Here is a 24,695-nt window from a genome sequence, read left to right on the forward strand (position 1 = left end):
ATGGCCAGATCGCTCATTTCACACATCCGTCTGCCGCATTAACGGCGTTGGCACCACCACAAGACTGTGTGTACGCGCGTGCAGAGGCCGGGCCGGTACGCCGGCCACCGTCACGCCCGCGGCCACATCGTGCAGCACGACTGACATCGCCCCCACCCGGCAGCCCGAGTGGAGCACAACGCCCCCGAGCACCTGCGCGTAGGCGCCCAGTTCCACATCGTCTTCCAGCACAGGCACGGGCCCGCCCTCGGTCTTGTTGCCGATGGTCACGCCCTGCCGCAAGGTGCACGCCCGCCCCATCCTGACACCGGGGTGAATGAAGATGCCGCCGAAATGGAAGATGCGCAGACCGCCGCCAATCACCGCTTCTTTCGGCAGACTGATGCCGGTCCAGGTTTCGACAAAGCGGAACATCAGCCAATAGAGATGGGTTCGGATGCGCTTGCCCAAGCCGTGCGGCAGCGCGTCCACCCGGCGGCCGTAGCGATACACCCAGATTGCCCAGATGGATTGCTCCTTGAAGAACGGCCGCGCCATGCCAAGCCGCAGCAGGTCCTGCTGCCAGTCGGGGTCGTGTTTGCGCCGCATCACCGCCTCCACCGCATCATGGGGTCAAACGCGGATCGCTCGAATGTCGACATGCGTTTGATCGGTTGCGTGGTTGCAGCTTGCGCGGTGCGATGGAAATGCAGGCTGATTCCGGCGCCGAGGACAAACCACAGATACCAGTTGTAGACCAGGTAGTCGAGCATGTTGTCCGAGACCGAGACCAGCGCGAACTCCAGCACCAGCATCAGCAGTAAAAATCCCTCCACGCGATCCGTCTTGCGCACGCTTGCAGCGAGCGCGCCCGTGCCAATCAGCAACCAGACGAAGCCAGCCAGCCCCGCTAGTCCGCCGTCGAAGAACACCTGCATGTAGACGTTGTGTGCGGGTGGGCCTACACCGTTGGCCAAGGGGTAGAACAGCCGCGAGTAGAACTCATAGGACTCCTTGCCGTAGCCGAACAGGTAGTGCTGCGGCTGCATGAAGTGCAGCGCGGCTGCCCACATCTCCTTGCGCCATGCGAAGGAGTTGAGCGGCTGGTAATACATGCCGCTGTTGCCGGTGTTCAGCTCGGAGATGCGCTCGCGGACTTCGGGCAGCAACAAAGAGGCCAATCCGGCCAGAATCAGCAGCGGCAACAGCTTGCGCTCCATCACCAGGCTGTAGGCAAGGAAGAAGAACGCCATCGCGCCCCAGGCGCTGCGTGTCTTGGTGGTCACCAGCAGGAACAGCAGCAGCAAGATGTAGAGCGGCAGCAACCGGCGCACTCGTAGGCCGACGGTCAGGAGACCGCCGCGCCACACCACGAACAGCAGCGAAATCTGGAGTACCAGATAGAAGGCAAAGATGTTGGGGTGGGAAAAGGTGCTGTCGATACGCATCCCCACCTCGGCGTCGTAAAAGCCCTGGTGGGTGGCGATTTGGTAGAAGCCGTAGAGCAGGGGGCCAATGCTCGAGAGCAGCACGGCCCGTATCCAAAGGTCGTGGCTGGCCTTGTCGCGCACATACACAAAGGCGAGCAGGAAGATGGCGGCGTTGGACAGGAGAGCGAGGTCGTTCTTGATGCCTGGCACCAGCCGCGGCGTGATGGCGAGCGTCCCGACCATGACGATGAGCAGTGGCAGCCAGGTCTGCCCCATCAGCCGCATCACCGGAATGCGGCGGCGGTTGAATAGCTCCACGGCGATGAGGCCGATGATGAGGCCGTTGAGCAGACCGCCCAGACCGATGGCTGCGCCGCCGCCACCGATCTTGGTCATATTGAGCATCGGGTCGAGGTTGGCGCGGAACAGGATGATGAGCAGCAGCAGGGTTTCGCGCGCATAAACGAACAGCAGCCCGAGGATGAAGGCCGCGGGCAATGCAATCATCAGCGCCTTGTGCCCGCGGTCGTCCAGTGCGAGCTTGGCAGCGGCAAAACCCGCCAGCAGCGCCAGGGCGATTCCCCCCAGAATGGTCAACGCCATCAGCGCGCGCTGGCGGCTGGCGGCGGTGAAATCGAAGGGCAGTGTCATGGTCTGCCAATCGGCTCAGCGCTGGTTGAGCACGCCGCCCACCAGAGTCAGGCCCGCATTGTGAAGGGCCGTCGCCGTGCCGCGCACTTCTGCGGCGCTGCTGAGGTGCTGATCAACCATGAGCAGGGCTCCTTCAGTTGCGGCGCAGACGGGCAATATCTCGGCGAGATTGCCGGGGGCGGTGTTGACCAGAACGACATCGAATTGCTCGGCGCTCTGCCTCAACAGGCTGAAAAAGCTCGGCCGCGCCAGCAACTCGGCGGGGTTGGGCGGTTGTGTGCCCGCACCCAGCACCGTGAGCCCGAGCAACGGCCCGATGCGCACGGCGGCCGTGGCGTCGGCACGCCCGATCAGCACATCTGACAGGCCGGCCCGCGCTGGCAGGTTGAACAAGCCCTGCAACAGGGGGCGACGCAGGTTGGCGTCGATCAGCAGGGTGCGCTCACCCAGCTGGGAAAAGACAACGGCCAGATTGGCGGCGAGATTGCTCATCGTCCCCGACGATCCGGTTCCGACTAGCGCCAGGCAACGCTGCCCGGTGCCAAACCAGCGCAGCATGAGCTGGCTGCGCAGCGCGCGCAATTGCTCGACCTGGGGCGTGAACGGCTGATACGCGGCCACCAGTTCATCGCTGAATCCGCTGGCCCCGGGGGCTAGGTAGGGGTAGTCAAACTGCCGGGCCAGGGCGAGGAGGATGTCCTGCTCGCTCACCAGGCCGAGGCGAACTGCGGCGTCGCCGAAACGCAGGTTCTCGGCTTTCTGCAGTCGCAGCACGCGCTCGGCATCTGCCGCGCTGAGCTTGCCTGAATCGAGCAGGAGCTGGCCGAGCTTGAGGTCGCGCGAGGGATCGGCGGGAAGCTCAGGCCGTGGGACGGCACCAGCGGGCGGGGCGGCACGCAGCAGCGTGCCCTCCAGTTCGCGCACATCTGCGCGCCGGGCCAGACGCACCGGAATCGGATCGACACGAGCGGGAATGTCCATGGCGGAGCCCATCAGCGCAGCAAAAGGGGGCGGATCTGCACGGCGCCTAACAGCGGGGCGCCGGTGAGGTCGATGACTTCCTGCATCGATCGCACCCTGCGTTGCAACTGTTCCAGCAGCAGAGCCAGGGAAATGCCGAGAATGAGGCCGAGCGCCGCGCCCAGCGCCACGCTGATCAAGGCGCGCGGTCCCGATGGAGCAAGAGGCGGCACGGCACGGCTCAACACGGTGATATCGGTCTGGTCCGACTTGGACAGCATTTGGCTTTGTTGGTAGCTGCGCAGTGTCGCGTCGTACAGCTTCTGCGCGTTGGCGGCCTGCTGCACCAGGAACTGGCCTTCCGCCTTGAGGGTGTTGTCGGAGATGAGGCGCTGCTGCTGCGCACGCACCGCAGCCTGCATGTCGGCCATGCTCTGGCGCGAGACCTGCGCGGTGCTTTGCACCGTGCTTTGCATGGTGGCAATCTGCTGCTCCAGCTTGGACTGCAGGCTGGAGGCCTCGGCTCGCGCTGCGATGTATTGCGGGTTATTCGGACCTTCGGTTTGTGCGAGCTGGCTGAGCCGGGCCTGCGCCAGTGCCAGACTAGTCTTGAGCGACTGCACCACTGGGTCACGCATGATTTCGGCGCTACTGTTGGCGGCGATCTGGGCGCGCGATGTGTCGGCATAGTTCAGCGCCGCGGCGGCTGCCTGCTGCGCGGCCAGCGCCTGCAGCGGCGCCGCCGCCTGCGGGTCTTGTTCGGTGAGGAGGACACCGTGCTGTTTCTGATACGCCACCAGCCGTGCCTGCGCCCGCTCGGCCTCGGCCTGCTGCGCCTTGAGCTGCGCCGCATACCACTGAGCGGTGCGTTCGGCTGGCTGGGTGCGCAGCGCCAGATTAGTCTGCAGATAGGCATCGAGGAAGGCATTGGCCACACGCGCAGCCTGCTCAGGCTGACCCGCCGTGTAGCTCATCGAGATAATGTTGTCTCGGTCGGTGGCGCCCACTTTGAACTTGGACAGCAGGCTTTGCGCGATCCACTCGCGCAGGCTGCCCGCTCCAGGCGTGAGCTTGGCGGCCACTGCGGCGTACTGCGCCTTCCAGCTTGGATCATCTGCGAGGTGCAGGGCGTCGACCACCTGAAGCGCGGTTGTTCGGTTGGTCAAGATCATGGTCTGGGTGTTGAGATAGGCTGGAATCAGCATGCCCTGCATCTGCGCCCCGGTGACAGGGTTGACGTACTGGCTGTTGACCACGACTTGCGCAGTAGCGACGTAATGCTTTGGCAGCAGCTTCGTGGTGACGCCGGCCGTGGTCGCCGCAATGAAGGCTAACGCGGCGATGACCAGCCAGCGTGCACGCAAGGTAAGCATCAATCCCTGAAGGTCCATGACAGCTCCTAAAACAGGCTTTGCCCGATGTCGATCACGTCGTCTGCGCGGATCGGCGTATCGGCACCGGCGCCGCGCTGCACCGCTGTCTTGTCGCCTTCGCCGGCGCGGTGAATGGAAGCGCCGCTGAGCGTGCCACGGCGCGTGAGCCCGCCGCCCAGCGCCACGGCCTGCAGCAGCGTCATGCCTGGCGCCAGGCGGTAGGCCCCGGGTTTGTTGACCTCGCCTTCGATGTAGAACACTGGCGCCTGCGGGACGTAGAGCACATCACCCGCGCTGACCACCGGGTCGGGCGCAGAGCCCCCTGCAAACAGGGCGTCAAGGCGGATCGTGGTGTCGGTGCGCTTGCCATCTTGCGAGCGCTGCAGGATGACGCTGTCCGCCCCGGTCGGGCCGATGCCTCCGGCCTGCGCCAGCAGATCGGTGACGCGGCTGCCACTATCGAGCACAAACTTGCCTGGCTTGTTCACGGCGCCGAGCACCACGGCCTGCTGGCTGAAGTATTTGTCCACCAGTAGGTTGACGTAGGGCTTGAGGATGAAGCCGCCCTCCTTCAGGCGTGCCGCCACCGCCTTGCTCGCCGCCGTGGCACTCAGACCGCCCACCGGCACATAGCCCAATAGCGGCAGCACCACTTGACCCTGCGCATCCACCTGCACCGCGGGCACCTGCAGTTCGGGGTGGCCGTAAACGGTCACGCTGACAATGTCTCCGGGGCCAAGCAGATACTCACCAGCCTGCGCGCGCGCGGCAAGCAGGACGATCAGAGCGATGAACAGAGCGAACAAAGGGCGGAAGCGCATGGCGGTTCGGTCTCCGTAGCGGGTTAGATCAGAATGGGTCAAAAAGCTTGCTTGAGGACGAGGCTCAGATCGTGGCTGGAATAGCTGCTATTGGCGGCGGTAGAAGTCTGGTTGTTCAGTGCATAACGCAGAGCAAGTTGCGTGCCCGGGCGCGGCTGGTAGCTGGCCACGAAGTCGGTGGCGTGAATGTGATCGCGCCGTGGCGTACCGGGGTAGGTGGCCTGCTCTCGCCGGTAATCGGCCTGCAACCGCGTGGTGGCGTTGAGCTGCCAGGACAGACCGATCAACGCCCCGGTGAGCACCTGGTAGCTAGTGGTCAGCGTGTTGTAGGGCACCAACCTTCGGTAGAGCGCACCCTGCAGCGTGGTGTCCACGGTCAGGGCGCGCTTGACAGCGATGTCGGCGATCACGCCGCTGAAGTCGCGCGCGGCCAGCCCATCGGAGCGATAGCGCAGATAACCGGCCGAGCCGCCCAACTGCCAGAACGCACCGTCTGACCAAATGAAGCGTGCTGTGCCGTCGATCTGGCGATAGTTGGCCGGGGGCGTGCCGCCGACCTGCAGCGCGGCGTTGGGATAACGGCCCTGCTGCATGCCCAAGGTGAATGCCAGGGTGTTGCCCGCCGCACTGGTGTAGCGCGGTCCGGCACGCATCTGGGCAATGTTCATGTCATAGGGCCGCTGACTGGCGGTGCCGTTGCGCACGCGAATCCACGCTGCATCCAGCGTACCGTCCAGACGCCCATACAACTGGCGCGCCCCTCCCGCGCTGAGTACCTGCTGGCGCACCACATCGCTCAGCGGGGCCTGGAAGATCAGGAGGTTCTGCAGCGTCGCCGTGTCGCTGGCGCCGAGGTAGAGATTCCACTTTGGCGTGTGGTTCAGTTCGTAGCCCAGCGCCACGTCGTGGCCGGTGTAGTCCAGGCCGTGGTAATGCTGGTATCGCGTTCGTCCGATGATCGCGTGGCCGTGCAGACGGCCGACGACGCCATCGTCGTCATAGCGCACCCCGGCCTGCGCGGCGCTCCAGCAATCGGACAGTTGCGCGTCTCCAAACTTCGCTTGTGCCGCAGCACCACTACTCAGGCCGAACAGATTGCTGCTGCAGGTGTGCTGCAGTTGCAGCACCGGATGGAGCCCCGGAGTCTCTGGCGTCCAGGGCGGCGGGAACTCAGCAGCTTGCGCGGCGCCCATGACCAACAGCACCAGCGCTGCGGAAACGACCGGTGGACGCAGTACTGCACTGGGATGCTGGCGGGCTGGATTGTTCATGCCGGTGTGTCCGCCGTAGCACGGCGGGGCAGCAGCAGCCGCAACAAGGCATCAACGAAAAAGCGGTTTGCCAGCAGATTGAGCAGTAGGTAAAGCGGGGTGGTAACCACCGCACCCACCAGCAACTGCAACAGCGGCGGACCAACCTGCTGCGCCAGCAGCAGCGCGGGAACCATGCTCAGCGCCGCCAGTCCCACCGGGCGCAACACCAGCATTGCGAACTCGCCTGCGGCAATATCTGCCAGCGGATGGTAGATAGCCATCCATGCCGGCACCAGCAAACCCAGCGTGGCCGCTGCAAGCAACAGCGCCAGCCATTGCGGCCCGAATTGCGCCCCAACGACGATGGCGGGCAAGACAACCGCCAGGATGCCCAGGTTCCAACGCAGCTCACGCCCGGCCTGGCCTACGCCCAGAATCAGATCACGGATAGGGCTAAACATCGCGCGCACATAGCCCACCACCGCCAGAATGGCGAGCAAATGCCCGGTGCCATGCCATTCGCCGCCAAACAGAACTCGCACCAGCGGATCGGCGAACAACGCCATACCGACATAAACCGGAGCGTTGAGGGCGCCCACCAAATTGAGGGTGGACAGGGTGATGGCGCGCACGCGGGCGCGCTCAGCCTGCACGCTGGCGATCAGCGGAAACCCCACCCGCGACAGGATCGGGTTGACGAAGGTCTGCATCTGGTTCATGAAATTGCGCGGCACGCTGTATAGACCGAGATCAGCGGGGGCGACGAACTTGCCCAGCATCATCACGTCCAGGCTGCGGTTGAGGTTGCTGATCAGCGCACTGGACACCGCAGCCAGGCCGAAATGCACATAGGGCTTTAGCTCCGCCCAAGACAGGTGCCAGCGTGGCGTCCAGTCGGCCGAGAGGTAGCGCCACGCCAACCCGCTGTTGACCACCGCACCGGTGAGACTGGACCACACCAAGGTGTAGGGCCCGGCGCCGTTCAACGCCGCGAGCACAGCCACGGCCATGCTGGCCGCTGCAGCGAGGGTTTCAATCACCGCCATGGGCTTGAAGCGCAGGTGCTTTTCGGCGTTCATACGAAACTGCGCGCCCACGCCGCTGACCAGAAAGGTGGCCGATGACAGCGCCAGCAGAGGAAGCAGCCGCGCGTCGCCATACAGCCAGGCGATCAACGGCGCGAGCGCCAGCACCACCGCGCCCAGAAACAGCGCGAACAACACCCCAGCCCAGAACAAGCTGGAGCGCTCGCCCTCGGTGACGTCGCGACGGTGGATGAAGGCACTGTTGAGCCCTGTGCCGTTGAGTACCCAAGGGAAGGTCAGCACTGCGGCAACGATGGCCATGATGCCGTAATCCGCCGGGGTGAGGATGCGGGTGAGCATCACCACCTGCAGCAGTTGCACGAGGGCCCCGGTGGCCGCTGACACCGCAGTCCAGCGCACGGCAGAGTAGGCCTGCTCCTTCAGGTTGGGCGGATTGTTGCTCATGACATGGCGGCGCCGGAACGCGCACGGCGGCCAAGCCGCATCTGCAGAGCCAGGTATTGCACGAAGCCGCGCACGAGAAAGAAGAAGGGCCGAGTTGGACGCCAGGTGTACTGCGCTCGCAGCGCGATCAGCAGCATCTTGAAGGCGGCCCATTTGAAACGGCTGTGCAGGAGGGTCTTGGCGTACATCGCGCCTTCTCCAATGAGATAGAAGCGCCACAGCGCGGGCACGTCTGGGGCCTTGCGACCGTGGTGATGCCAGACCAGCACGTTGGGCTCATAGCGGCCGGCGCCGCCGGCATCGCTCACCCGCATGGCAACTTCCCAGTCCTCCCCTGCAAAGCGTGCGCCGGCGCCGAACACCGGGTCGAACCCCCCCTGGCGGAGCAAAGGCTCACGGCGGAAGGCCATATTGGCGCCCTGAACGAAGGCGCCGGGCACCGGGCGGTTACCCGGTACATCAAACGGGATGGTGGACTCAGCGATGGTCACCGGCGCGTCGTCCGGGTCGAACAGCAAGATGCGCCCGGCGATGTAGTCCACCGGATGTTCGCGAAAGGTACGAGCAAGTTGCTCCACATAGTCGTCTGCAACGTAGCAGTCGTCATCGGTGAAGCCGATGACCGCGCCGCGCGCCCAAGGCAGCGCAGCATTGCGCCCGGCGCCGTTGCCGCGCGCGCCCTCGAACAGGGTGCCGGCGGGCACGTCAAGTCCCTCGATGAAGGCGTCGGCGACGGCGCGGGTGTCGTCGGTCGAGGCGTTGTCGACGATCAGCAGTTCCCAGCGCACGGTCGTGCGCTGGCGTTCAAAGCGCTCGAGGCAAGCGTGGAGCTGCCTTGCCCGGTTACGGGTGCAGATCACCACGCTGATCTCGATGACTTCGGCCCCGGCCCAATGCGCATTGAAGAAGGGCGCATTGGGCTCAGAGCGCATCTCGGCTCCGAGGGGATTGCGTGTGCTGGCGTCCATGGTGTCACACCAGCACGCGGCCGATGCCCTCACGTCGCACGAAATGACCGAGCTGCTCCCGCATGCGCGCATGCGCCGTGTCCAGAGCAGCGTCACTGCTGAGCCGGGGTGAATGCGTCGTTGCCAGCTTGTGCAGGTGATGGGCCGCACGTTCGACCCACCATGTCGGCGTGAGATCGCGCAAGGTGGACGTGGCGCGACGGCGCGCCGACAACTGACCGGCCAGCACGCTGCCCCGCGGCGCAATCCGTTGCGCCTGTTCGAGCCACGAACTGCGCGGCAGATGCGCCCAGTCGATGTGCAGGCCGAGGACCGATCCCCAATCGTTCCACTTCATACGGTGCTTCGGTTCAGGCGAGGCCGCAACCCAGGGCGTGCGCAGACTGTCGGCAATGATGGCGCCATGCATGGCCTCGGTCAGCAGCAATTCGGCGCCCGCAATCGCTGCCAGCACCGTGTCCACTGGCGCCGTTGGGTCGATGAACTGCACATCGGCCAGGCGGCAAGCCTGCTCCCATCGCCCCGGCCAGACACTTTCCCAATGAGGCATGAAAGCGACCGAACCCGGTACAGCCTGCCGGACAATGCCCAGACTGCGGATCAGAATGCCGGCATCGCCGATGGCCTTGTCCTCATCCAGGCCCAGCGCGGTGGCGCTGAGCTTGCCGCGCACGAAATACACGTCCCACAATGCATCCAGTTCAGGCGGTTCTGTGTAGCCGCCATACCCAGCGCCGAACACCACCTTGCGACGCTTCGGACTGAAGCCCGTCATGATGGTGGAGCCGATGCCGATGAACAGGTCGCCTGTGCCGTCGAACACCTCGCCGAGCAAGCGCGGCCAGAGCCAATGGTTCAGCTCGTCACCGAAGTTCGGACTGGCGCCGCGATAAGCATAGAGTTCCATGGTCGGGAGGCTCCGTATCGGCTGCTGTTCAGCCCATCAGGGCGGGGACCGGGCGGGGCTGGGGGGTGTCTCGCAGCGAAGATGCGATTTCGCTATCGAGCTTGGCATCAAGCAAATGCAGCAGTTCTCGCGATTCGACGCCGAATTTGCGCGCAAAAAGAAAGGGTTGAGCCTGCGGACAGGTCTTGCTCGGATGGCGCTCAGGGTGTCGCGTCAGGAATTCGGCATGCGCCAGGGTCAACGGTTCAGGGCGATGGCGCCGTGTGCTCCAGTCGGTGTAGGTCAGGCAGGGCCGAATGGCCGCTGAGAGGGACGAATTTCCCAGAATGGTGTGGAAACACGACTCGTCCGGACAGATAGTGTTGCGGTAGAAATCGACATAGGCGGGATGCTCGTCCATGAATTCAAGAACATGCGCCACAGCAGAGCGGGTCAAGGCCCACCACGTTGACCCGCCGTAAGGTTGCATCTTGCCGAGAACGGGCCCGAAATCCCGTCGCCGGGGAAGCAACCCCATTCCTTGGGCGCTGTGCATCAGCCGGTTAATGACACGAGAGGACGTCTTCTGCGGCTGATAGGTCGTCAACCGAGACAGGGGCTTCGATTCATCCAACGACGGCATGGACGTCAGATTGATGAATTCCAGATCCGCATGGCCCTGGAAAAATTGGTGGATGAAGGCGTTGCTGCGCACCGGATAGTCCGCGCCGCTGAGCAGCACGAAACGCGGGGGTGTCTGTCCGGGCTGCGCCAGCGCGGCGCGCATCAGCAGCACAATGGCATCGACCTGGGAGTAGTCGCCCCAGAACACCCGCGCACGGTCTTGCAGGATATGCACGCGCGGGGCATCCGGCAGGCTGAAGTCGGTAAGCCGAGATTTTTTGTCGATATGGACGTAGAAATGGCTGTCCGGCGTGGACAGGCGGTCGATCAAGGCACGCAGATGCGCGGGCTGATCGTGCGCGAGGATGAGGTAGGCGATGTCCATGAGCGGCTCCGTGGGATCAGGCCGCGGCCAGCGCGGGACTCAGTTGCGCCTGCGGACCTTTGCGGCCAAGAAGGTGGAGCTTGACGGTGGTGTGCTCGTTCATCAACGGGCGGTGACTGGCGCGAAACAGGGCGTATCGGGCCAGCAGGGCGGCGCGGTTGCGGTTGACCAGAATGCTGCGATAGCGCAGTTCGCGCTGAATCTGCGCGGGCTCCGCGTCCATGCGCAGCAGGGCGGCCCGCAGGGCGCTGAACTCCTCGCTGTAGTTGGTGCGGGCGCCCAAGTCGAACAATATCCCGCCATGGTTGCAGAAGGGCGTGGGGTCGAAGGTTTCGGCACCAACCATATGGCTCAGTCGCGCAGCCAGATGCCTAGAGACGCTTTGTGAGGCCGCCATCTGAGCCACGAATTTTTTGCGGCCCACACCGCCGGGGTGCACGCGGTAGCGGATCAGCCGTTGCGGCACGTTGGCCACCATGCCAAGCAGGGCAAGCTGGCCGAACAGGAAATAGTCCTCGACCAGATTCTCGAATTCCGCCACCGGCCGCGGCGGCTGTCCGTTGCCGAATTCCACGCCGTAGCGCGCACCCAGCGCATGCAGCCGGTCGAGCCGCATGGCCACGGTTGGGTGCGCCACTGGGTTGCAGAACAGCATGGCAGCGGCGATGCGGCCAGGCTCAAGCGGCAGCGGGTGCTGGCCCAGGGTGCGCCCCTGGTCATCAAAATTGGTGAGCTGCCCGCCCACCACCACCACTTCGGGGTGCGCGGCAAAACCCGCCAGAGTATGGCGCAGACGCTCGGGCAGCGCGATGTCATCGGCGTCGTGGCGCACCACGTACTTCGCGTCGCACAGCGCCAGTCCGGCGTTGAGCAGGCCGGACAGGCCGCGGGCATCTGGCAGGCAGTGGATGCGGATGCGGGGATCGATCAGCGCGCGGGACTGGGCGATCTCCAGAGTGTGATCGGTAGAGCCGTGGTCGAGGACGAGCAGGCGCCAGTCGGCAACGGTCTGGGCGCGGATGCTATCGATCGCCTCGGCCAGATAGGCCGCGCCATTTTTCACCGGTAGCAGGATGTCAAAGGTGGCCACGATGTCCTCAGTAGGCGTTCTGACCGCGGAACCCTTTGAAGGCCGTCGCGATGATGATGCGCAGGTCCATACCCAGAGACCAGTTGCGGATGTAGTGCATGTCGTACTCCACGCGCTTCTCCATCTTGTCCACGCTGTCGGTTTCGCCGCGCCATCCGTTGATTTGCGCCCAGCCAGTGATGCCTGGCTTGACCTTGTGGCGCAGCATGTAGCCGTGGATCAGCGCGCGGTACTGCTCGTTGTGCGCCACCGCGTGCGGCCGGGGGCCGACGATGGACATCTGCCCCTGCAGCACATTGAAGAACTGCGGCAGCTCATCGAGTGAAGTGCGCCGAAGGAAGGCCCCCAGCGGAGTGACGCGGAGGTCGCCGCGGGTGGCTTGCACCACGGTGTCACCGTTTTCCGTCACGGTCATGCTGCGGAACTTCCAAACCTCCACCACTTGGCCATTGAGCCCGTAGCGCCGCTGGCGGAAGATTGTCGGGCCGGGCGAGGTCACGCGCACAGCGACTGCGATGGCTAGCAACAAAGGGCTAATCAGCAACAGGATGAGGCTGGAGACGACCACGTCTTCGAGGCGCTTGAGCAGTCCGCTGATGCCGAAAAACGGCGTGTCGTACACGCTGATGATGGGGTGGCCTGCCACCTCGCGCCAGTTGGCATGGTTGCGCTCGAAAATGTAGGCATCAGGCACGATGAATACCGAGGCTGTGGTGTCGGCGAGGTCGCGCACAATCTGGTCGATCCGGTGCTCGGCGCAGATCGGTAGAGTGATGAACACGAAGTCCACCTTGCCCTCGCGGGCGTCGCGCACTAGATCGTCGATGCTGCCCACCAGCGAAAGGCTTTGCAAGTTCAGCCGCTTGACAGCGCGGTCGTCGTACACGCCCGCAACCCGCAACCCGGACCACAAGCGGCTGTGAAAGTGCCGCGCGATGCGCTCTGCCGTGCGGTTGGCGCCGATGAAGGCGAGGATGCGAATGTCGATCCCCTTACGCGCATTTCGCTCGACATGATGGCGCAGATAGGCACGCAGCCCCAGCATGCAGGCTGGCACGCTCAGAGACCAGGTGCCCAGCGCGAGCCGCGAATAGTCAGAGGTGACATGCAACGCAAAACCCGTGATCAACAGCGCCGATAGCACAGCGAGCCAGACGATGGCGAGCTGCCGCATCTCCTCGCGCAGCGGCAGAAGTTGCCACGAACCGTATAGATTCCAGAACCGCGCGCTGATTTGGAAGTACAGCAACGCAGTAGTCATCAATAAAAAGGTGTGGTCGGGCGCAACACTGCCGACCAGCAGCATGCTGCCGTACAGCAGCCCGCCAATGAATAACACATCGACCGCACGCAGCAGGATTTCAGCGTTGTCGTAAGAGGACTGCACTGCCCCACGCACCATGATTCGACCCCTCGCTGAGTATGACAATGCGCCCGACCGGGACTGCGTCGAACGTACCGGTCGCCTATGCCTAGCCGCCGGCGCAATTTCTTGCCGATGCGACCGCAGATGCGACGTTTTCACCATCGCTCATGCAATTCCCAGGCCATCGAGTCGGCTGGGTGCAAAGCGCCCCCATGAAACGCGGGAATCTGCCCAATGGCCGAACAGGAGCCGGGCATGCGGGCAGCTCGGTAACACGCAGACGGAAGCACTGCCGAAATCGGCCTGCCGAAGTAATTTGCATTGCAGTTGCGCACCGTAGCGGTGCGCCGGCACCCCGGTGCCGCGCATCATCGCACTGCTGCAGTGCAGCATTCGCAGGGTGACAGCCGCCTAGCGTCGCGACAAACCGGGTTCGGAATTTGCTAAGTGCACACTATCTTGGCTCACACGCAGAGGCCTCCAAATTGTGGTCTCAGGAGAGTGCATGACAACCGACGCCATCTCGAGCCGCGCGCCCACTCCTGATGAACGCAACCGTTGGCAGCGCGACGGCTTCGTGCCGCTGCCCGGGCTGTTTCCCCGCAACGCCGTGACTGAGGTAGAGCGTCTGCTAGACGGCCTCTACATTGCGCATCAGGCCGCTCGGCCCGACGACTGGACACAGCAGCGCGACGGTCAGGCCACCTCAGTAGAAATCCTACGCACGACAGAGCGCGAACCGCGGCTGCTCTTCACCGAGGTGTACCGACGCTGTGAGTGCTTTGCCAGTCAATTGCTGAACATGCCGGTGGAATGCGTATTCGAGCATGTCATCCGCAAGCCTGGGGGCGTGGGCACTGGCACCTTCTGGCATCAGGACTGCTATTACGAAAAAGTCGAGCCCTGGCGCTGCAAGCACCGTGTGCATTTCTGGATTCCGATGGCCGACGTGGCGCTTCACGGAGGCGCCATGCGCTACGTTCCCAACACGCACGGCGGCCAGCGCTATCCGCACGACACCATCCCCGGTGAACGCAATACCCACTACGTAATGGCCAGCGGCTTCGACCAGAGCACCGCTGTGGACGTACCCATTCAGGCAGGAGGCGCCATCGCGCACCACCCTCACCTGCTGCACGCCAGCGGGCCCAACACATCACCAGAAGGGAGAACCGCGTGGATTCTGCAGTTTGCCCGTCCGCGAACTGTCACGCAAAAACTCTACTTCCGTGCCCTGGGGCTGAAGGCTCGGGCACTGGGTCAGCTCAACCTCAACCCCGCAGCCGATTGAGCGACTGCAGCTCGTAAATCAACCTCGTGCGCACACCGTTGATCGACAGCGTGTCCTCGATGCCCTTGACCGCGCGCCCGGCGGCCGGCGCGTACCAGTAGTGCGTCATCACCGTGGCCTGCGCGGCGGTGTAGTGCCCTTGCAGGCGAATGGCGTGAAAAGTGCCCGCGGGCACGGTAATGGTCTGCTCGGCCTCCACGCTCACACTCACGCCCAGCCGGGTGTGCAGTTCCCAATCGGGCTGGCTCTGGGTGATGGTGTCTTTCCAGTTCTTGCCCACGCTCAGCGGAAAGTCGAACTGCGGAAACGCCGGGCTGTACTTAATCGCCTCGCCCGGCACGATTTCGCGTGAGAGCAGGTCGAACTGCTTGGAATAGATGTTTTTCAGCACCGGCGCGTCGGCCTTGTTGGTACGCTGCACTTCGACATGCACCTCGCCATTCGGCCCGATCTGCGTGACGTGATTGGCCAGCACCAGACCGGCGTCACCACGCTCGATTTCTTCCTGCGTGCGGGTGACGAACACCCAGCGGTCTCCAACGCGGATATCGGGCAACTGCATCTCATGTCTCCTCTAGGGCTCGAACGGTGCCGCGATTTTGCCCGCACGCCCGGCAAGACGCTGCTTGCGGCGCAATGCCCGTCACGGCAAAGGTGAATCAGTCCGGGCAAAGGTGAATCAGTCCGCGTCGGCATAGAACCCGGCACGGCGGCGCGCGCGCGGGGCTTCGTCTTTCACCGCCGATTGAATGGCGGCGATGTGCTCGGGCGTGGTACCACAGCAGCCGCCGACGATGTTCACCAGACCTTCGGCCGCAAACTCGTGCAGCAGCCGCGAGGTCACTTCGGGCGTTTCATCGAAGCCGGTGTCGCTCATCGGATTGGGCAGGCCGGCATTGGGGTAGCAGGAGATGAAGGTATCAGGCGCGGCCTTGGCGAGTTCCTGCAGATAGGGCCGCATGAGGGCGGCGCCCAGTGCGCAGTTCAGCCCTATGGCCAGCGGCTGGGCGTGGCGCACGCTGGCCCAGAATGCGGTCACGGTCTGGCCGGACAGCACGCGCCCGGAGGCGTCGGTCACGGTGCCACTAATGATGATGGGCAGCCGCTCGCCGGTTTGCTCAAACACTTCATCGACGGCGAACAGCGCCGCCTTGGCGTTGAGGGTGTCGAAAATGGTTTCCACCAAAATGACGTCGGCGCCGCCGCGCATCAGGGCGCGGGTCTGCTGGGCATAGGCTGCGCGCAGGGTCTCGAAATCGACATTGCGCGCACCGGGGTCGTTGACATCGGGGCTGATGCTCGCGGTCTTGGGCGTGGGGCCCAGAGCGCCCGCGACGAAACGCGGCTTGTCCGGGGTGCTGAACTTGTCGCAGGCCGCGCGCGCCAGCCGGGCCGAGGCTTCGTTCATCTCGTCCACCAGTTCGGCCATGCCGTAATCGTCCTGCGCCACCGTGGTCGCACCAAACGTATTGGTCTCGACCAGATCGGCGCCCGCGGCCAGATAGCCCTCGTGAATGTCGCGGATGATCTGCGGCTGCGTCAGGCTGAGCAGTTCGTTATTGCCCTTCACATCGCGCGGCCAATCTTTGAAGCGCTCGCCGCGATACTGCGCTTCGCTGAGTTTGAAGCGCTGGATCATGGTGCCCATGGCGCCATCGAGGATGACGATGCGTTGCTTGAGCAGAGCAGGCAGTTGGGCGGCGCGGGTGTAGGGCTTGGGGGCGGGTGGGTGGGCGGTCTGCATCCTTGCATGGTAAAGGCTTGCAGGGTGGGTGCCTGTGGCCTGATCTGCGCGGTGCGAAGCCTGCCTGCCTGACGGGGCTGCCGCGGGTGCTGCTGCGCCGAATCAGATTTCAGCCGCAATGTATTGCGCAAACGCAAAATCGCCAGCGACGGCGCTTGTTTGCGTAAGATGCAAAGCAGACACTCCACCGCCATGCGCTTTCTGCCGCGTCTGTTTTCCACTCTGCGCCGCGCCTCCCATCTGATCTGGGTGGTGCTCGCGGCGCTCATGCTGCAGCCGCTGGCGTTGGCGCAGCAGCCGGCCGCCGTTTGGATCTCGCTGCCGTATTGCGCGAGCGCAGCCGCCGACCACGATGCGTCGGCGCGCAGCGCACAGCCCGCGCGCCACAGCCCGTCGCAGCCGCACGCGCACAGCCTGCTGGTCCTGCTCAACCCGGCAGCCGCGGTCACGGCGTCCGCCCAGGCTGCGTTGCCCGCGCCCGACACATCGGCCCTGCCCAGCAAAGCAGGTGTGGTCGCACAATGCCCTGCCTACCGGGCCGCGCCGTACGCGGCAGCGCCGCCCCACTCCCCGCAACAGCCCCGCGCTCCACCCCGGTTCTCCTGACCCGCTTTCCAAGTCGCGCCGCGCGTTTCGCCACACGCGGCGCTCGGCATGCACGCCCGCCCGCCCCTGCGGGCCTACAGGAGTCTCCGATGCTTTGCGTACATTCCCCACGGGCAAGACGCTTGCCCGCCCCCCAGTGGCGCGCCCTGCGCGCAGCCAGCCTGGCCTGCAGCGCCATGGCGCTGGCTTTTCCCTTGTCTGCGCACGCCTGCGCCACCTGCGGCTGCAGTCTGAGTACCGACGCCGCCATGGGTTATTCCGCCGCCTCGGGTTGGCGGGTCAATCTGCAGACCGACTACATCAACCAGAGCCAGCTCCGCACGGGTACGCACAGCGTGTCGGCGGCGAGCGTGGCCGCGCTCAACCCCGCCGCGGGGCAGGAAGTCGAGCGCGACACCATCAACCGCTACACCACCCTGGGGCTGACGTACAGCCCGAATGCCGACTGGTCGGTCAACTTGCAGATTCCCTACATCGACCGCAGCCACAGCACCTATGGCGCAGCCACGCCGGATCAGATCACGGCAGGCAACCTCAGCGGCGCCACGCTGCGCGGCCTGGGCGACGTCAAGCTCATCGGCAGCTACCAGGGGCTGCTGCCCACGCACAACGTCGGGCTGCAGCTCGGACTGAAGTTGCCTACAGGCCGCTACGGCGGGCCGAACGCCGACGGCACGGGCACGGTAGGGCGCAGCCCGGTTGCTTTTTCCAGCGGGCCGAGTGCCGGGCAACTGGTGGACACCAGTCTGCAGCCCGGCACGGGCAGCACCGATCTGATCGTCGGCGCCTACGCCTATCAGGCCATCAGCCAGGACTTCGACGCCTTCGTCAGCGGCCAATTTCAGGCGGCGGTGGCGCACAAGCTCGACACCCCGGGCGAGGACTACCGGCCGGGCAACCTCGCCAGCCTAAGCTTTGGCCTGCGCGATGAGGCGCGCCCCGATTTTGTGCCGCAAGTGCAGGTGAACATCACGCACAAAAGCCACGACCAGGGCGCACTGGCCGACACCGCGGATACTGCGGGCACCGTGGCCTACCTCAGCCCCGGCCTATCGGCGACACTGGTCAAGGGCTGGCAAGCCTACGGCTTTGTGCAACTGCCGGTATATAGCCGCCTCGACGGCTATCAGCTCTTCCCGCACTGGACGGCCAGCCTGGGAATCAGTACCGCGTTTTAATCTCTGCTTATCTCTGCTTTCTTTCACTCGCAAACGGAGTTCACCATGCGTTCAAACGCTTTTTTCTCTCGCACCGCCCGGCGCGGCCTGGCCGCGGGCGCGCTCAGCCTGGGGCTGCTCGGCTCGGCCTGCGCCGCGGGCATCCAGGTCACCGACGCCTGGATCCGCTGGCTTCCGGCCAACCTGCCTGCGGGCGGCTATGCCAAGGTCACCAACGATACCGACAAGGAGATCAAGCTCGTCGGCGCGTCCAGCCCGAAATACGGCATGGTCATGCTGCACCAGACGGTCAACAAGAACGGCATGTCGAATATGGTGCACGTCGATGCCATCGCCATCGCCCCGCACAAAAGCATGGCGTTCACCCCGGGCGACTATCACATCATGCTGATGCAGCCCAAGCCGGGGATCGAGCCGGGGCAGAAGGTGCCGGTCACGCTCAAGTTCTCGGATGGCCAGACGGTCACCGCCGAATTCGAGGTGCGCAAACCCACCGCCTCGGGCCCGGGGGACATGAAGGGCATGGACATGGATCACATGCACGGCATGCGGCACTGAGCCGTCAGACGATGACCGCATGGTCCCGGCGCGCCCTGCTGCAACGCGGCGCATACCTTGGCGTGAGCCTGCTCGGCATGGGCTCGCAGACGGCCCGGGCGGCTGGCCTACACGTCGGCCAGCCCGCACCGGTCGCGGTGCTGCAGACCCTGGACGGGCAGACAATCTCTACCGCAGCGCTGCGCGGCGAGGTCGTCATCCTCACGTTCTGGGCGACCTGGTGCGACCCCTGCCGAGCAGAGCTGCCCGTGCTGTCGCGCTATGCGGCAGACCACGCCGCGCAGGGCTTGCGGGTGCTGGGCTTCTGCCTGGACGGGCCCGAGCGGCTGGCGCAGGTGCGCGCCGTCGCTGCCACGCTGTCCTTCCCCGTCGGGCTGCTGCCCAGCCCGTGGATGCCCGGCTACGGCCGCATCTGGCGGATTCCGGTGAGCTTTGTCATCGACCGCGACGGCCGTCTGGCCGATAACGGCTGGAACGATCCGCACCCGGCGTGGACGCAAGAGCGGCTGCAGCAAGTTGTCGGCCCGCTGTTGGCTTGAGTATCAATGCATGAAACCGATGCGCGACTGCCGATGCAGGCGCTCGAAGTCGAAATCCTTCGGCGCCAGCGTCGTGCGGTGGTCGAGCTTGGCCGCGCCGAACGCGTTCAGCAACAGGCGGCGCAGCTCGCGCGGCTTGCACTGCTGCAGCACGTCGAGCACGTCGGCGTCGGGCTGGTCGGGAAAGGTGGCGCCCCAATCGTGGCTGTTGCGAATCTCGCGGTAGAGCGTTGCGGCGATCTGGCGTGTGCCCTCGGCATCGGGCGCGGCGATGTCGTAAACATTGAGCCGGTTCAGGATGGGCTCGGGAATGCCGCTGGCATCGTTGGCGGTGGCAATCCAGATCACGCTACTGCAGTCGATCGGCACTTCGGCGAATTCGTCGGTGAAAGTGCGCGCGGTATCGGCTTCGAGCAGGCTGTATAGCGCGCCCAGCGGGTCGTACTGCGCGTGGCCCGCGGCCTTGTCGATCTCGTCGATCACCAGTACCGGGTTGGCATATTCGCCGCCCACCAGGGTGTCGAACACCTTGCCGGGGCGCGAATTCTTCCATTGCGATGACGCGCCCGACAGAATCCACCCGGCCGTGAGCGCATTCATCGGCGCCACCGCACAACTGGTGCCGAGCAGCGCCGACACGCGACGGGCGAAATAGGTCTTGCCGATGCCCGGGTCGCCCAGCAGCAGCATGGGCATGATTTCCACCGGATCACGGCTGTCGGCGCACAGCGCCAGACTGCGCTGGATGTCGCGCAGCGGCGCGCCGAAATTGGGCAGCTCGGCGCAGAGCGGCGACATCTCGGGCGCGTCCTGCGGCTTGATCGCCAGGCGCTCGCCGCCCGTGGCCAGCATGCGCTGGTAGGTGCCTCGCAGATGCTCGTTTCCATCCTGTCCGATGCCGTGAAGCTTGCGCTCCACTTCACTGACATCGAACACGGTTTTATAGGCGGCTACGGCAAGCATGGCATCCTCCTGGGAGTGGGTCACGGCGATGAAGCATCAACCATGCCTGCATCATCGGCACGACGACCGCTCCGCACAAGGGCACCGTTGCCGCGCGGCCTCACGCCACAGGCCAAACCGTGACAAACCTCTCAGATCTCGACTTGCGTGCCCAGCTCTACCACGCGGTTGGGCGGGATGCGGAAGTAGTCCGACGCATCCTGCGCGTTGCGGCTCATCCATGAGAACAGCACTTCGCGCCACAGCGCCATGCCAGGCAGCTTGGACGGAATGATGGTCTGCCGCGCGAGGAAGAACGAGGTTTCCATCAACTGGAATTCCAGGCCGTAGAGCCGTTCGCATTCCTTGAGCAGGCGCTGAATATCGGGCTCGTCCTGGAAGCCCAGCTCGACGTGCAGTAGGTAGATGCCCTCGTCCATTGGCGTGAGCTTGACCCCCTGTTCGGCGCTCACATGCGGCACATCCATGGTCTGCGCCGAAAGAAAAATCACCCGCTCGTGCAGCACCTTGTTGTGCTTGAGGTTGTGCAGCAGCGCGTGCGGCACGGTGGTCGCACTGGGGGTGAGGTAGATGGCCGTGCCTTCCACCCGGGTGGGCGGATAGGTGGACAGGCTGGCGACGAAATCCTGCAGGTTGAGCGCATGTTCTTCGAGCTGGCGACGCAGCAGGGTGCGGCCGCGCTTCCAGGTGGCCAGCAGGGTGTAGACCACGGCGCCGAACAGCAGTGGGAACCAGCCGCCGTGATCGATCTTCAGCGCGTTGGACGACAGAAAAGCCAGGTCGATCAGCGCGAACAAGCCGAACACCGCATTGGCCCGCAGGGCGCTCCAACCCCAGCGGTGCTGCGCGATCATCCAGCAGAACGCGGTGGTGACGATCATGGTGATGTTCACCGCGATGCCGTAGGCCGCCGCGAGGTTTTCCGCCGTTTTGAAACTCAGCACCAGCAGAATCACGAAGATCAGCAGCAGCCAGTTGATGAAGGGCACGTAGATCTGACCCTGATTGCTCTCATTGGTGAACAACACCCGCATGCGCGGCAGATACCCCAGCTTGATCGCCTGCGTGGTGATGGAGTAAGCGCCGGTGATGACTGCCTGCGAGGCGATGATGGTGGCGGCAGTCGCCAATGCCAACAAGGGCCACAGCGCCCACGAGGGCGCCAGATAGAAAAAGGGATTCTTGGTGGCTTCAGGGTGCGCCAGCACCAACGCGCCCTGGCCGAAGTAGTTAAGCACCAGCCCGGGCATCACCAGACTGATCCAGGCGAGCTGAATCGGCTTGCGGCCGAAATGCCCCATGTCGGCATACAGCGCCTCGCCGCCGGTGAGCACCAGAAACACCGCGCCCAGCAAAATGAGCGCCACACCGGGTTCGCGCACGAACAGCTCCGCACCGTAATACGGGTTGATCGCCAGCAGCACCGCGGGGTTTTGCACGATCTGCGCCAGTCCTAGCACGCCAATGGCGGTGAACCACAACAGCATGATGGGGCCGAAAAAGCGCCCGACCAGCGCGGTGCCGTGCTTTTGCACCACGAACAGCGCCACCAGAATGCCCGCGGTGATGGGCACGATCCAGTCATTGAAAATCGGCGTGGCCACACTTAGGCCCTCCATCGCCGAGAGCACCGAAATCGCCGGGGTGATGACGCTGTCGCCATAAAACATCGACGCACCCACCAGCCCGAGGGTGATGGCCACGGTGCGCCCGCGCGTGCCTTTGGCATAGCGGCGCATGACCAGCGCCATCAACGCCAGAATGCCGCCCTCGCCATCGTTGTCGGCGCGCAGCACCAGCAGCACATACTTCACCAGCACGATCAGGGTGAGCGCCCAGAAGATCAGCGACAGCACGCCCAGAATGTTGTCCGGGCTGTAGGGCACGCCGTGATCGGGGCTGAAGGCCGTCTGGAAGGCGTATAGCGGGCTGGTGCCGATGTCGCCGTACACCACGCCCAGGGCGCCGAGGCTGAGGGCCGCCATACCAGATTTGTGTTCGGTCGCGGAATGCGTTTCTGTCTGCATGGGAATTGCGCGAGGCCAGGCCCGCGACGCCGGAAGATGCGCGTCGCAGGATAGTTCATTCCTCCCTTGTTTCCACGCGCGGCGCCCCAGCCTGGCCTGCAACTGTTGGTTTTGCGTCGCAGCAATTGTGCCGCTGCCTCGCCAACCGTTGCGTCAGATCAAAACCTTCCTACTGGCTTTGCGCAAACATTCAATCATTATGATGAATCAATCTCTCGACTTCCAGCCCGATCTGCTCCAGCGTTTCGACATCTCCGGCCCGCGTTACACCTCCTACCCTACCGCCGACCGCATGCATTCCGGTTTCGGCGCGCGCGACTACGCCGAGGAATTGCGACGCCGCGCCCAGCGTCCCGACGAGCCGGTGTCGCTGTATTTCCACGTGCCGTTCTGCGAGACCCTGTGCTACTACTGCGGCTGCAACAAGATTCCCACCAAGAATCACGGCCGCTCCACGCCCTATCTCGACAGCGTGGAACAGGAGTTGAGGCTGATCGCCAGCATCTTGCAAGCCCGTCTGCCCGTCACCCAGCTTCACTGGGGCGGCGGCACGCCCACCTTCCTGAATGACGAGGAAGCCGCGCGGCTGATGGCCATGACGCGCGAACATTTCGACCTGCAGCCCGGCGGCGAATTCTCCATCGAGATCGACCCGCGCAAGGTGAATGAGGCGCGCGTGGCGCATCTCGCCCAACTCGGTTTCAACCGCATGAGCGTGGGCGTGCAGGATTTCGCGCCGGAGGTACAGCAGGCGGTCAATCGCATCCAGAGCGTGGAAGAAACCCGGCTGGTGATCGACGCCGCCCGTGCCAACGGTTTTAGCTCCATCAGCCTCGACCTGATCTACGGCCTGCCCTTCCAGAACCTCGATTCGTTCGCCCGCACCCTCGATCAGGTGATCGAGATCTCGCCCGACCGGCTCTCGCTCTACAGCTACGCGCATCTGCCGCACATTTTCAAGCCGCAGCGCCGCATCAACGCCGAAGATCTGCCTACGGCCGAGGTCAAGCTCGGCCTGCTGGGTCTGGCCATCCGCCGGCTGGAAGAAGCGGGTTATGTCTATATCGGCATGGATCACTTTGCCAAGCCGGGCGACGAGCTCGCCCGCGCCCAGCGCGAGGGCAAGCTGCACCGCAATTTCCAGGGCTACTCCACCCAGGCCGAACTCGATCTGCTGGCCTTTGGCGTATCCAGCATTTCCAACGTCGGCAACTGCTACGCGCAGAACGCCAAGACCATCGACGAGTACACCGAGATGCTGGCTTTCGGCAAGCTGCCCACGGCGCGCGGGGTGCATCTCACTCCCGAAGACCACCTGCGTCGCACCGCCATTCAGCGGCTGATGTGCGATTTCCAGCTCGATCTGGCCGCGCTGGCCGACGAATTCAAAGTGGACGCCGCCACCACCTTTGCCCTCGACCTGCAGCGCCTCAAGCCGCTGGAAGATGCCGGGTTGGTCGTGCGCGAAGGCCCGCAAGGTCTGCGCGTCCAGGTCACGCCGCAAGGCCGCCTGCTGGTGCGCATCGTCGCCATGCAGTTCGATGGCTATTTGCATCAGCCGCGCGAGCAATTGCTGCAGCCCCGCTATTCGCGGGTGATCTGAACGCTGGCCCGTCACGCCCGGCGGTGAGATGAGGGCGAGGGCGCCGATAATGGAGCCCGCGCACTCACAACTCCAAATCCATGAATCTGGTCAAGCCCTTGATCGCCCTGCTGGCGATCGTCAATCCGCTGGGTATCATTCCCTTTTTCATTCTGTTCACCGAGAGTTTCTCGCGGGAGCAGAAGAAGCGAACCATCCTCGTCGCTTCGATCTCGGCGTTTCTGGTCATCGCCGTCAGCACGCTGATCGGTGCTGACCTGCTGCATTTTTTCGGCATTTCCATCGCGTCGTTTCAGGTCGGCGGCGGCATGCTGTTGCTCATCAGCGCCATCAGCATGCTCAACGCCAAAACCGGCGCCACCAAATCGACCAGTGACGAGGTGGAAGAAGCCGCCGACCGGGCCAGCGTGGCCGTGGTGCCGCTCACCATCCCCCTGCTCACAGGCCCGGCCACCATCAGTACGGTGATCATTTATGCCAGCAACACGCACCACTGGTGGCAGCACGCGGTGCTGATCGGCTACGGTGTGATCATTGCCGGGGCCGCGGCGCTGTGCTTCATGGCGGCCGAACCGATTGCGCGGTTTCTGGGCAAGACCGGCATCAATGTGATGACCCGCTTGATGGGTCTGATCCTCTCGGCGCTCGCGGTGGAAATGATGAGCGACGGCCTGATCAAGCTATTTCCGGGCCTGGGACGCTAACCTGCAAACCCCAACTCTCAGGGTTCGCCCCTAGTGCGCGCGGCAGCCAAAATTCGAACAATGTTTTGTATTGCGATTGGGCTCACCCAACGCGCCCCAACAAGAGGGATCGAGGAGACAAACGACCTGCAACCCAGGTTGCTTCACGACAACAGCGCTGCACAATATGGCAGCGCAAGCAGTACCCCGAAGCACCGTGAACACTC

At 64.3% G+C, this 24,695-nt stretch carries 23 protein-coding genes; 7 read left to right on the forward strand and 16 right to left on the reverse strand.

The window, feature by feature from the left end:
• Positions 1-18 precede the first annotated feature (18 nt).
• From THI_RS17355 to THI_RS17410, 12 genes are read right to left on the reverse strand one after another with little or no spacing between them, the layout of a single operon-like run.
• Complete coding sequence (locus THI_RS17355; protein ID WP_013107550.1) at positions 19-588, reverse strand: serine acetyltransferase; 570 nt, start codon at positions 586-588, stop codon at positions 19-21.
• Positions 588-2,060 (reverse strand): O-antigen ligase family protein, encoded by a 1,473-nt coding sequence (locus THI_RS17360; protein WP_013107551.1) that lies wholly within the window; start codon positions 2,058-2,060, stop codon positions 588-590. Before THI_RS17360 ends, THI_RS17355 begins: the two co-directional genes overlap by 1 nt.
• 15 nt (positions 2,061-2,075) lie before the next feature.
• Positions 2,076-3,041 (reverse strand): chain length determinant protein tyrosine kinase EpsG, encoded by a 966-nt coding sequence (gene epsG, locus THI_RS17365; RefSeq protein ID WP_141130489.1) that lies wholly within the window; start codon positions 3,039-3,041, stop codon positions 2,076-2,078.
• Positions 3,042-3,052: 11 nt separating this feature from the next.
• Complete coding sequence (locus tag THI_RS17370) at positions 3,053-4,411, reverse strand: Wzz/FepE/Etk N-terminal domain-containing protein (protein ID WP_013107553.1); 1,359 nt, start codon at positions 4,409-4,411, stop codon at positions 3,053-3,055.
• Positions 4,412-4,419: 8 nt separating this feature from the next.
• The gene (locus THI_RS17375) at positions 4,420-5,214 is read right to left on the reverse strand and encodes an SLBB domain-containing protein (protein ID WP_013107554.1); all 795 of its coding nucleotides are present in this window, start codon (positions 5,212-5,214) and stop codon (positions 4,420-4,422) included.
• Positions 5,215-5,252: 38 nt separating this feature from the next.
• Entirely contained in the window at positions 5,253-6,485 is a 1,233-nt protein-coding gene (locus tag THI_RS17380) for a porin family protein (RefSeq protein ID WP_013107555.1), read from the reverse strand.
• Positions 6,482-7,957 carry an MOP flippase family protein gene (locus THI_RS17385; RefSeq protein WP_013107556.1) on the reverse strand — a complete coding sequence of 492 codons (1,476 nt, stop codon included), beginning with the start codon at positions 7,955-7,957 and terminating at the stop codon, positions 6,482-6,484. Before THI_RS17385 ends, THI_RS17380 begins: the two co-directional genes overlap by 4 nt.
• On the reverse strand, positions 7,954-8,925 hold the full coding sequence (locus THI_RS17390) for a glycosyltransferase family 2 protein (protein WP_050986006.1): 972 nt from the start codon (positions 8,923-8,925) through the stop codon (positions 7,954-7,956). Before THI_RS17390 ends, THI_RS17385 begins: the two co-directional genes overlap by 4 nt.
• A gap of 4 nt (positions 8,926-8,929) precedes the next feature.
• Entirely contained in the window at positions 8,930-9,832 is a 903-nt protein-coding gene (locus THI_RS17395; RefSeq protein ID WP_013107558.1) for a polysaccharide pyruvyl transferase family protein, read from the reverse strand.
• Positions 9,833-9,860: 28 nt separating this feature from the next.
• A complete protein-coding gene (locus THI_RS17400; protein ID WP_013107559.1) occupies positions 9,861-10,820 on the reverse strand; it encodes a beta-1,6-N-acetylglucosaminyltransferase in 960 nt (319 codons plus the stop codon).
• A gap of 16 nt (positions 10,821-10,836) precedes the next feature.
• A complete protein-coding gene (locus THI_RS17405) occupies positions 10,837-11,910 on the reverse strand; it encodes a glycosyltransferase family 2 protein (protein ID WP_013107560.1) in 1,074 nt (357 codons plus the stop codon).
• 7 nt (positions 11,911-11,917) lie between these two features.
• A complete protein-coding gene (locus tag THI_RS17410; protein ID WP_013107561.1) occupies positions 11,918-13,312 on the reverse strand; it encodes an undecaprenyl-phosphate glucose phosphotransferase in 1,395 nt (464 codons plus the stop codon).
• 469 nt (positions 13,313-13,781) lie between these two features.
• Here THI_RS17410 and THI_RS17415 point away from each other — a divergent pair, with 469 nt between their 5' ends.
• On the forward strand, positions 13,782-14,567 hold the full coding sequence (locus THI_RS17415) for a phytanoyl-CoA dioxygenase family protein (protein WP_013107563.1): 786 nt from the start codon (positions 13,782-13,784) through the stop codon (positions 14,565-14,567).
• On the opposite strand, the gene THI_RS17420 is transcribed toward THI_RS17415, so the two are convergent.
• Complete coding sequence (locus THI_RS17420; RefSeq protein WP_013107564.1) at positions 14,548-15,129, reverse strand: hypothetical protein; 582 nt, start codon at positions 15,127-15,129, stop codon at positions 14,548-14,550. The genes THI_RS17415 and THI_RS17420 overlap by 20 nt on opposite strands.
• A gap of 117 nt (positions 15,130-15,246) precedes the next feature.
• Positions 15,247-16,311, reverse strand: a complete 1,065-nt coding sequence (locus tag THI_RS17425) for a homocysteine S-methyltransferase family protein (RefSeq protein WP_013107565.1) — start codon at positions 16,309-16,311, stop codon at positions 15,247-15,249.
• A gap of 192 nt (positions 16,312-16,503) precedes the next feature.
• On the opposite strand from THI_RS17425, the gene THI_RS17430 reads away from it, so the two are divergent.
• From THI_RS17430 to THI_RS17445, 4 genes are all read left to right on the forward strand, one after another.
• Positions 16,504-16,917, forward strand: a complete 414-nt coding sequence (locus THI_RS17430; protein ID WP_013107566.1) for a hypothetical protein — start codon at positions 16,504-16,506, stop codon at positions 16,915-16,917.
• A gap of 89 nt (positions 16,918-17,006) precedes the next feature.
• Entirely contained in the window at positions 17,007-18,095 is a 1,089-nt protein-coding gene (locus THI_RS17435) for a hypothetical protein (RefSeq protein ID WP_050986007.1), read from the forward strand.
• A gap of 45 nt (positions 18,096-18,140) precedes the next feature.
• Positions 18,141-18,653 carry a copper chaperone PCu(A)C gene (locus THI_RS17440; protein WP_013107568.1) on the forward strand — a complete coding sequence of 171 codons (513 nt, stop codon included), beginning with the start codon at positions 18,141-18,143 and terminating at the stop codon, positions 18,651-18,653.
• Between the two features lie 11 nt (positions 18,654-18,664).
• Positions 18,665-19,192, forward strand: a complete 528-nt coding sequence (locus THI_RS17445) for a TlpA disulfide reductase family protein (protein WP_013107569.1) — start codon at positions 18,665-18,667, stop codon at positions 19,190-19,192.
• 3 nt (positions 19,193-19,195) lie between these two features.
• Here THI_RS17445 and THI_RS17450 read toward each other — a convergent pair whose 3' ends face one another.
• Both THI_RS17450 and THI_RS17455 read right to left on the reverse strand, forming a co-directional pair.
• On the reverse strand, positions 19,196-20,179 hold the full coding sequence (locus THI_RS17450; RefSeq protein WP_013107570.1) for an AAA family ATPase: 984 nt from the start codon (positions 20,177-20,179) through the stop codon (positions 19,196-19,198).
• Positions 20,180-20,286: 107 nt separating this feature from the next.
• Positions 20,287-22,182: a potassium transporter Kup gene (locus THI_RS17455; RefSeq protein ID WP_041609064.1), complete on the reverse strand. Its 1,896-nt coding sequence runs from the start codon at positions 22,180-22,182 to the stop codon at positions 20,287-20,289.
• A 202-nt stretch (positions 22,183-22,384) separates the two neighbouring features.
• On the opposite strand from THI_RS17455, the gene hemN reads away from it, so the two are divergent.
• Positions 22,385-23,785, forward strand: coding sequence for an oxygen-independent coproporphyrinogen III oxidase (gene hemN / locus THI_RS17460; protein ID WP_231836271.1), 1,401 nt, complete (start codon positions 22,385-22,387; stop codon positions 23,783-23,785).
• 80 nt (positions 23,786-23,865) lie between these two features.
• Positions 23,866-24,489, forward strand: coding sequence for a MarC family protein (locus THI_RS17465; protein WP_013107573.1), 624 nt, complete (start codon positions 23,866-23,868; stop codon positions 24,487-24,489).
• Positions 24,490-24,695: the final 206 nt, after the last annotated feature.

Origin of the sequence: Thiomonas arsenitoxydans (assembly GCF_000253115.1) — a bacterium.
Taxonomy (GTDB): domain Bacteria; phylum Pseudomonadota; class Gammaproteobacteria; order Burkholderiales; family Burkholderiaceae_C; genus Thiomonas; species Thiomonas arsenitoxydans.

Coding starts and splice junctions, on each gene's coding strand:
- THI_RS17415 (WP_013107563.1), top strand. CDS start 13,782: ATGACAACCGACGCCATCTCGAGCCGCGCGCCCACTCCTGATGAACGC.
- THI_RS17465 (WP_013107573.1), top strand. CDS start 23,866: ATGAATCTGGTCAAGCCCTTGATCGCCCTGCTGGCGATCGTCAATCCG.
- THI_RS17375 (WP_013107554.1), bottom strand. CDS start 5,214: ATGCGCTTCCGCCCTTTGTTCGCTCTGTTCATCGCTCTGATCGTCCTG.
- THI_RS17380 (WP_013107555.1), bottom strand. CDS start 6,485: ATGAACAATCCAGCCCGCCAGCATCCCAGTGCAGTACTGCGTCCACCG.
- THI_RS17430 (WP_013107566.1), top strand. CDS start 16,504: ATGCGCTTTCTGCCGCGTCTGTTTTCCACTCTGCGCCGCGCCTCCCAT.
- THI_RS17445 (WP_013107569.1), top strand. CDS start 18,665: ATGACCGCATGGTCCCGGCGCGCCCTGCTGCAACGCGGCGCATACCTT.
- THI_RS17440 (WP_013107568.1), top strand. CDS start 18,141: ATGCGTTCAAACGCTTTTTTCTCTCGCACCGCCCGGCGCGGCCTGGCC.
- THI_RS17455 (WP_041609064.1), bottom strand. CDS start 22,182: ATGCAGACAGAAACGCATTCCGCGACCGAACACAAATCTGGTATGGCG.
- THI_RS17385 (WP_013107556.1), bottom strand. CDS start 7,957: ATGAGCAACAATCCGCCCAACCTGAAGGAGCAGGCCTACTCTGCCGTG.
- THI_RS17370 (WP_013107553.1), bottom strand. CDS start 4,411: ATGGACCTTCAGGGATTGATGCTTACCTTGCGTGCACGCTGGCTGGTC.
- hemN (WP_231836271.1), top strand. CDS start 22,385: ATGAATCAATCTCTCGACTTCCAGCCCGATCTGCTCCAGCGTTTCGAC.
- THI_RS17355 (WP_013107550.1), bottom strand. CDS start 588: ATGCGGCGCAAACACGACCCCGACTGGCAGCAGGACCTGCTGCGGCTT.
- THI_RS17360 (WP_013107551.1), bottom strand. CDS start 2,060: ATGACACTGCCCTTCGATTTCACCGCCGCCAGCCGCCAGCGCGCGCTG.
- THI_RS17390 (WP_050986006.1), bottom strand. CDS start 8,925: ATGGACGCCAGCACACGCAATCCCCTCGGAGCCGAGATGCGCTCTGAG.
- THI_RS17395 (WP_013107558.1), bottom strand. CDS start 9,832: ATGGAACTCTATGCTTATCGCGGCGCCAGTCCGAACTTCGGTGACGAG.
- THI_RS17435 (WP_050986007.1), top strand. CDS start 17,007: ATGCTTTGCGTACATTCCCCACGGGCAAGACGCTTGCCCGCCCCCCAG.
- THI_RS17420 (WP_013107564.1), bottom strand. CDS start 15,129: ATGCAGTTGCCCGATATCCGCGTTGGAGACCGCTGGGTGTTCGTCACC.
- THI_RS17400 (WP_013107559.1), bottom strand. CDS start 10,820: ATGGACATCGCCTACCTCATCCTCGCGCACGATCAGCCCGCGCATCTG.
- epsG (WP_141130489.1), bottom strand. CDS start 3,041: ATGGACATTCCCGCTCGTGTCGATCCGATTCCGGTGCGTCTGGCCCGG.
- THI_RS17410 (WP_013107561.1), bottom strand. CDS start 13,312: ATGGTGCGTGGGGCAGTGCAGTCCTCTTACGACAACGCTGAAATCCTG.
- THI_RS17425 (WP_013107565.1), bottom strand. CDS start 16,311: ATGCAGACCGCCCACCCACCCGCCCCCAAGCCCTACACCCGCGCCGCC.